4 protein-coding genes and 1 pseudogene are annotated in these 3,212 nt (G+C 59.0%); 2 read left to right on the forward strand and 3 right to left on the reverse strand.

Features of this window, described 5'->3' with window-relative positions:
• Nucleotides 1-62: 62 nt before the first annotated feature.
• Entirely contained in the window at nucleotides 63-410 is a 348-nt protein-coding gene (locus ACPYOI_RS35315; RefSeq protein ID WP_481424086.1) for a hypothetical protein, read from the reverse strand.
• A 637-nt stretch (nucleotides 411-1,047) separates the two neighbouring features.
• Between ACPYOI_RS35315 and ACPYOI_RS35320 the strand changes: the two genes are divergently transcribed.
• Both ACPYOI_RS35320 and ACPYOI_RS35325 read left to right on the forward strand, forming a co-directional pair.
• Nucleotides 1,048-1,548 (forward strand): hypothetical protein, encoded by a 501-nt coding sequence (locus tag ACPYOI_RS35320; RefSeq protein ID WP_481417899.1) that lies wholly within the window; start codon nucleotides 1,048-1,050, stop codon nucleotides 1,546-1,548.
• 8 nt (nucleotides 1,549-1,556) lie between these two features.
• On the forward strand, nucleotides 1,557-1,934 hold the full coding sequence (locus ACPYOI_RS35325; protein ID WP_481417900.1) for a hypothetical protein: 378 nt from the start codon (nucleotides 1,557-1,559) through the stop codon (nucleotides 1,932-1,934).
• A gap of 245 nt (nucleotides 1,935-2,179) precedes the next feature.
• Here ACPYOI_RS35325 and ACPYOI_RS35330 read toward each other — a convergent pair whose 3' ends face one another.
• Nucleotides 2,180-2,611, reverse strand: a complete 432-nt coding sequence (locus tag ACPYOI_RS35330) for a DUF982 domain-containing protein (protein ID WP_481417926.1) — start codon at nucleotides 2,609-2,611, stop codon at nucleotides 2,180-2,182.
• 149 nt (nucleotides 2,612-2,760) lie between these two features.
• A pseudogene (locus ACPYOI_RS35335) lies at nucleotides 2,761-3,014 on the reverse strand (extracellular catalytic domain type 1 short-chain-length polyhydroxyalkanoate depolymerase); the annotation flags it as partial.
• Nucleotides 3,015-3,212: the final 198 nt, after the last annotated feature.

The raw sequence follows: 3,212 nt of genomic DNA on the forward strand, positions 1-3,212 counted from the left end.
GTTCTGCACGGGGATTCATAGCCGCCACCACATCGGCAGCGAGCCCGTGACGAAGATCAGCGCTACCAGGGTAAGATAGATTGCCCAGATGAGAGCGTGATGGACACGACTAGGTAGCCGAGCCACAGAGCCTTGCAGCTGGGGTGCAGCGCCTGAGCCGGGGTGAACGTTATCCGCCCTTTTACCTTTGCCTCGTCGATGACCGTATGAAATACCCATTCTGCTAACCCGAGCCATACATTGCCGGTGACGACAACGTGAGCACCTCGAATGCCGGAGTGCGCGACGAGATGATAAACGCGCAACGGGCCGGATTGTTTGGCACTGGAGAGCAAATCAACCCTGCAGGGGTGATGGCAGATCCAGTGCACCGGGAGGAGCATCAGCGCGAGCGTCAGAATACTTTTCATGATCTCTCCTGAATGGACCGGCTTGCCACTTCACGCCTTGTATGAAGGTGGCTAACCCCGTAGCGGCGGCGCGGGCTCTTCACCCACGAGTGCGGCCATTGCGCTGTCGCCGGGGACAAGTCGGAGTCTCCGCTCCGTTCAGAAATGGATGTTGATTTTTCCGCCCTCGAATGAGGAATGATCGGGAAGGTGCGGAGCCAGGCCCGAAACAAATGGGCCAGCTTCGCTTTATCCTATAGGCGCTGGTGCTTGAGAGGCACCACACCGTTGCTTCAAGCGAAACCGGACATCATGTCTTCCGACATCCACGACATGCCATACGACCGCGACATGCCATACGACCGCCGCGCAGAAACAAACGGCACATGGACCGCCATCACCGGCCATATCGCTGCGATCGGGTATCGGGGCCATGCCCTTGGGCGTCGCTTCTGCCGATGTTGTCCGGCGGGGTTGGGCACTCGTTCTCGGGCGATAGTATACGATCAGGGCTCGTCTCAAGAGAAAGGCGAGCCCCGTCGCACCACATGCTGCAAGGGAAGTCTTGCGGGAAACCCTGCCGCATGAGATTTGGAACTCCCCACCAACAGAATTGCAACTACCCAGGTGCATAATATGCCTGGCTCTGCAGGGCTTAATGCTTGGGATGCAAGGCCAGAGGGCGCGCTGTGTTGCAAAACTCCCCTACCACTATTTCAACATCGATTGTACCGGAAGGTTCCACGCTTTCGAGCGCACGGTCAAAACCGTGCCCGAAGCAGGGAATCTGATCCAGAAGATCGCGCGCCTTCCAAGAGCAAGGAAGGGCAAGCAGCAAGCCACGCCACGCGATCCCAAACACCTAAATCACCGGATTTTCCTATTGTTCCTTCTGCGGCAGCGTCCGATCATAATCGGCTCAGATGAGGTCGAACAGCGCCGCCAAGCTGCCGATGAGGCCGCCAATCGCTTCAAGCGGCCAATCCCATCGGCACCCCAGATCCCCACTAGGCCGGCGGTTCGCCTGCTCTTCCGCCTCGGTCCTCATCTCCTCTCTTCACCCAAACAAAGCAAGCGGCCGTGCGTCGAGCATTTCGAGACCTGGCCGCTCCGTGGGAACGATGTTGCGCGGGTAACAGTTCTGGCAAACAAAGGATGAGAACGATCATGACCAAGAATAGAGTTCCGGAGGCGATTGCCGGTTACAAGGTCCCGAAATCCATCCGCAAGTCGCCGATGCTCAAAGCTTTGCTTGCAAGCGACATCGGTCGCAACGTCCTGGCGAACGCCCTTACTGCCGGGGCCGGCGCTGCCGCTGCGGTTCTTATTGGCGAGCGCGACGAGATCGCTGGTGCGGCGAAGTCGGTGACCCGCAAGGGCGCACGCGCCATGGGCATCGCTGGCGAAGCCATTTCACGGGCCACTGAAGCGGCAATGTCCTCCGTCAAAGACTCCGCGCGGGATGCTTTGCCAAAAAAGATGCGGCCAAAGAAGAAGAAGGGCAAGGACCCGACGGACCGCCCTCTGAAAGCCGGCGTTCATTAGTACCCTCAGTACCCGCAACGCCGGCCCAGAAACCACAACCAAGGCCCCTCCGCAAGGAAGGCTGTCGGATCGAAGGTTTTCTGATCAACCATTACGGCCGACACCGATGGAACGTGTCCTGATCGCTGCCTTCCTTAAGGCCGCCGGCAAATTGATGCGAAATCATCCATCATTGCCGCCGAGCTGCCGGTCTCCGGAGCAAGTGAAGGTGGAAAGGTTGGATTTGCGGAGCTGAGAAATCTTCTTCAGCAAAGGCGTGAGCGGCGGAGCCGTGTATCAGGGCTGGAGTTGGTCCACCCGCCGGTCAATTCCAAGGACGCGGGCCTCAGCCAAAGGCGCGAACCGTCCAAAGGGCGCCACTGCGCGCGCGTCCGATCGGCGGGCTTTGGGTACTCTTGGAAAGGGGCGATTAGTATCGTATCCATAGCCCAGCTTCTATGGCGGCGGCAATGAAGCAGCTCGTGCCCCTTGTGCGCCATTCGATTGTCGAGCGCCGCGAGGCAGACTTGTTGAGCCCGCCAGAAAGCATTTCCGGACGTCGTGGGCCACCGGCCTGTCAGGAATGTAGAGGCTTCCCTTGTTCCTGTGATTACTCGAAGTCCGGAGGAAGCAAGAGCGCCGCCAATAAGGAACGCTCGGCTTCGAGCGCCAAGCAGGGCGGTTCCCACGACCAGCATGTAAAGGCTGGCAAACAGAGCCACAAGAACTCGAAGTAGAACTGTGAAGAGCCCGATTGAAACGGGCTCTTTAAGCGCCTTGGATCTTCCGTAATCCTTCGAGCGCGGGGCCGACAAGATGAGGCGAACCCAAGTTGCTCACACAGCCACTAACGCATCAGTCCGACCGAACGCAAGGCTCTTTCGATCACCGCTTGGATGTTTCCTGCCGATCTGGCTGTGGTTGGCTGGCTGCACGCTCTGGCCGGGGACAATGAGCCGTGTCCCGCTGACGACGCGACGGGGTCAGACCCCACGAGCGCGCGATATGGAGGGTAGAGGAAATTCCGACGTCCAGCATGTATGGCGCCGCGTTTCCGTAGCCCGAGGGGACGTCGAGCGGTGTCCCATGGTCCATGCCCTCGTTGCCCAGGCAAGTTTATGATTTCCCCGATACATACGAGCGGAAGGGGAACCTTGGTACCCATTTCGAGTTTGAGCTAAACAAGTATGGAGGTAGAAGAGCTTGACGCTATGAGAGGCATCCGATGAGCACGAACGATCAGAACGCCACACCCGAGCAGCGCCGTCCCAAGGACGTCGGCCCGATGACCGGGAAGCC

Source organism: Rhizobium sp. SVR5-2C (assembly GCF_056755115.1).

Coding starts and splice junctions, on each gene's coding strand:
- ACPYOI_RS35315 (WP_481424086.1), bottom strand. CDS start 410: ATGAAAAGTATTCTGACGCTCGCGCTGATGCTCCTCCCGGTGCACTGG.
- ACPYOI_RS35320 (WP_481417899.1), top strand. CDS start 1,048: ATGCTTGGGATGCAAGGCCAGAGGGCGCGCTGTGTTGCAAAACTCCCC.
- ACPYOI_RS35325 (WP_481417900.1), top strand. CDS start 1,557: ATGACCAAGAATAGAGTTCCGGAGGCGATTGCCGGTTACAAGGTCCCG.
- ACPYOI_RS35330 (WP_481417926.1), bottom strand. CDS start 2,611: ATGCTGGTCGTGGGAACCGCCCTGCTTGGCGCTCGAAGCCGAGCGTTC.